General features: G+C 71.0%; 4 protein-coding genes. 2 read left to right on the forward strand and 2 right to left on the reverse strand.

Features of this window, described 5'->3' with window-relative positions:
* Both ACT4N8_RS13465 and groES read right to left on the reverse strand, forming a co-directional pair.
* Window positions 1–232 (reverse strand): TCP-1/cpn60 chaperonin family protein (locus ACT4N8_RS13465; RefSeq protein WP_444858635.1); only part of this gene is annotated, 232 nt, incomplete at its 3' end.
* A gap of 92 nt (window positions 233–324) precedes the next feature.
* Window positions 325–612: a co-chaperone GroES gene (gene groES / locus ACT4N8_RS13470; protein WP_444858636.1), complete on the reverse strand. Its 288-nt coding sequence runs from the start codon at window positions 610–612 to the stop codon at window positions 325–327.
* 179 nt (window positions 613–791) lie between these two features.
* Here groES and sppA point away from each other — a divergent pair, with 179 nt between their 5' ends.
* On the forward strand, window positions 792–2,669 hold the full coding sequence (sppA, locus tag ACT4N8_RS13475; protein WP_444858637.1) for a signal peptide peptidase SppA: 1,878 nt from the start codon (window positions 792–794) through the stop codon (window positions 2,667–2,669).
* Window positions 2,666–3,211, forward strand: a complete 546-nt coding sequence (locus ACT4N8_RS13480; RefSeq protein WP_444858638.1) for an arsinothricin resistance N-acetyltransferase ArsN1 family B — start codon at window positions 2,666–2,668, stop codon at window positions 3,209–3,211. Before sppA ends, ACT4N8_RS13480 begins: the two co-directional genes overlap by 4 nt.
* The last annotated feature ends 80 nt before the right edge of the window (window positions 3,212–3,291 follow it).

Consider the following 3,291-nt stretch of genomic DNA (forward strand, 5'->3'; position numbering starts at 1 on the left):
CGACCTCGCGCAGCATCTGCGCGCCCATATTCTCGAACTTGTCCTTGAGCTCGATCTCCTTGGCGACGGTGACGCCGTCCTTGGTGATGCGGGGCGCGCCGAAGCTCTTGTCGAGGACGACGTTGCGACCCTTGGGGCCCAAAGTGACCTTCACCGCGTCGGCGAGGATGTCGACGCCGCGCATGATCCGCTCACGGGCGTCGCGCGAAAAGCGTACGTCTTTCGCTGCCATGTTATCTATTCCTTCCTTCGTTCCCCGGCGAAGGCCGGGGTCCAGTCAAACAAAAAGCTGGGCCCCGGCTTTCGCCGGGGCATATCCGTTGGTCAGCCGACGATCCCGAGGATGTCGCTTTCCTTCATGATGATGAGGTCCTCGCCGTCGAGCTTGACCTCGGTGCCCGACCATTTGCCGAACAGGATCTTGTCGCCGGCCTTGACGTCGAGCGGGGTGACCTTGCCGTCCTCGCCCCTGGCGCCGCCGCCGACGGCGACGACCTCGCCCTCCTGGGGCTTTTCCTTGGCGGTTTCGGGGATGATGATCCCGCCGGCCGTCTTCTCCTCGGCCTCGACGCGACGGACCAGCACGCGATCGTGCAGCGGACGAAACTTCATGCGTTTGACCTTTCTAACCTGGGTCGAAAAATGCTGTTAGCACTCGGGTGGATCGAGTGCCAATGGGCGCGATTTAGGGTGTCTTCACGTCAGGTCAAGGCCGGGCGCGCCGAATTCGCCGCGCCGTTTACAGCGTGGCGGCGCTGGTCTAGCCCGAAGGGAACGAAAGGCGAGGCGAAATGAAGTTCGCGGGCAAGATCTGGCGGCTGCTGGTCGGGGTGAAGGACGTCTTCGTCCTGCTCTTCATGCTGATGTTCTTCGGCGGGCTCTACGCCCTGCTCTCGACCAGCCCCTACAAGGACAGCGCGCGCGACGGCGTGCTCAGGCTCGACCTCGCCGGCGCGATCGTCGAGCAGCCGGCCGAGCAGGACCCGCTGGCGGCTTTGGGCGGCGGCTCGCTGACCCGCGAATATCGCGTCGCCGAGGTGATCCACGCGATCGACACGGCGGCAAGCAGCGACCGCATTCGCGCGATCGCGCTCGATCTCGACATCTTCACCGGCGGTGGCCAGACCGCGATCGCCAATGTCGGCGAGGCGCTCGACCGGGCGCGGCGGGCGGGCAAGCGCGTCGTCGCCTTCTCGACCGGCTATGGCGACGACAGCTACCAGCTCGCCGCCCATGCCGACGAAGTCTGGCTCGATCCGCTGGGCGCGGTGATCGTCGCCGGGCCGGGCGGAACCAACCTTTATTATGCCGGGCTGCTCGAGCGGCTCGGCGTCACCGCCAACGTCTACCGGGTCGGCGCGTTCAAGTCCGCGGTCGAGCCCTACACCCGCAGCGACATGTCGCCCGAGGCGCGGGCCAACGCCCAGGCGCTGGTCGACGCGCTCTGGGGGACCTGGCGGCAGGATGTCGGCCAGGCGCGGCCGCGCGCGCAGCTCGCCGCCTACGTCCAGGACCCGGCGCGCTTCATCCAGGCGGCGAACGGCGATATGGCGCGGGCCGCATTGAACGCCCGGCTGGTCGACCGGATTGGCGACCGCGCCGCCTTCGGCCGGCGGATGGCCGAGCTGGGCGGCGCGGGGAACGAGCGGGTGCCGGGCAGCTACCGCGCCGTCCATTACGACGCCTGGGTCGACGAGCATCGGGTGAGCGAGGCGAGCGGCCGGATCGGCGTGCTCACCGTCGCCGGCACGATCGTCGACGGCCGCGCCGCGCTCGGCACCGCCGGCGCCGAGACGGTCGTCGAGAATCTGGAAGAAGGCCTGCGCGAGCGCGATCTTCGGGCGCTGGTCGTCCGGGTCGATTCGCCGGGCGGCTCGACCCTCGCTTCCGAGCGCATCCGCCGCGCCATCCAAAGCGTGCGCGAGCGCGGCATTCCGGTGGTGATCTCGATGGGTTCGGTCGCGGCAAGCGGCGGCTATTGGATCGCGACCGCGGGCGACGTCATTCTCGCCGAGCCTTCGACGATCACCGGCTCGATCGGCGTGTTCGGCGTGCTGCCGAGCTTCGAGGGGACGCTGCGGCGGATCGGGGTCGGCGCCGACGGGGTCGGCACGACCCCGCTTTCGGGCCAGCCCGACCTGTTCAGGGGGCCCAACGCGCAGACCGACCGCCTGCTGCAAATGGGGGTCGATAGCACCTACCGCCGCTTCGTCTGGCTGGTCAGCCGCGCCCGCAACCTGGCGCCGCAGCGCGTCCACGAGATCGGCCAGGGCCGGGTCTGGGACGGCGGCGCCGCGCGCCAGCTCGGCCTCGTCGACCGCTTCGGCTCGCTCGACGACGCCATCGCCGAGGCGGCGCGGCGCGCCAGTCTCGAAGGCGGCGACGCCCGCCCCGTCTATCTGGAGAAGGAGCCCGGCTTCCTCGCCGAGCTCTTCCGCAACATGGCGCAGGGCGACAGCCAGGCCAGTCGCGATCCCTTCGCCCGCCTGGCCCGCCGCCCCGAGGCGATGCTCGAGCGCGCCCTCGCCGACGCCCAGGCCCTGCTCGCCGGCCCGGCGATCCAGGCGCGCTGCCTCGAATGCCCGATGCCGGCGCCCGTCCGCCGCGCGACCGCTCACGCGTCGCAAGGGCTGATCGAGCGGCTGCTCGCCTGGGTCTGGCGGGGATGAAGATCCGCCTCGCCACCGCGGCCGACGCGGCGGCGATCGCCGAAATCTACGCCCCCTATGTCACCGGCAGCACGGTTTCGTTCGAGGCGGAGCCGCCCGGCGCGGCGGAGATGGCGGCGCGGATCGCGAGCGGCGGCGCGCTCTATCCCTGGTTGGTTTGGGAGGAGGCGGACGGAGCGATCGCCGGCTATGCCTCGGCGAGCGCCTTCCGCGCCCGCCACGCCTATCGCTTCGCGGTCGAGACCAGCGTCTACGTCACGCACGGGAGCCACGGCCGCGGCATCGGCCGGCGGCTCTACGAGACGCTCTTGCCCTTGCTCGAGGCGCAGGGCTTCACCCAGGCGATCGCCGCGGTGACCCTGCCCAACGAGGCCAGCATCGCCTTGCACGAGCGGCTCGGCTTCACCCGCGCCGGCACCTACGAACGGGTCGGTTACAAGCTCGGCCAGTGGCTCAGCGTTGGCCTCTGGCAACGCCCCCTCGCCCTGCCCGGCGACGATCCGCCCGAGCCCCGCCCGTTCGCCGAGGTGGCGGGGCCCTAGCGCCGCGGGGGGGCCCCCGTGGCGGGGCCGCCCGCGCCGGCCCGCGGGGGGGGGGCGGCCCGGGCGCCGTGTGTGGGTTT

This window comes from Sphingosinicella sp. (genome assembly GCF_052387495.1).
Lineage (GTDB): Bacteria > Pseudomonadota > Alphaproteobacteria > Sphingomonadales > Sphingomonadaceae > Allosphingosinicella.

What these genes read in the sequence shown, in the direction of transcription:
- ACT4N8_RS13480 (WP_444858638.1), top strand. Translation starts at nt 2,666, where the DNA reads ATGAAGATCCGCCTCGCCACCGCGGCCGACGCGGCGGCGATCGCCGAA.
- sppA (WP_444858637.1), top strand. Translation starts at nt 792, where the DNA reads ATGAAGTTCGCGGGCAAGATCTGGCGGCTGCTGGTCGGGGTGAAGGAC.
- groES (WP_444858636.1), bottom strand. Translation starts at nt 612, where the DNA reads ATGAAGTTTCGTCCGCTGCACGATCGCGTGCTGGTCCGTCGCGTCGAG.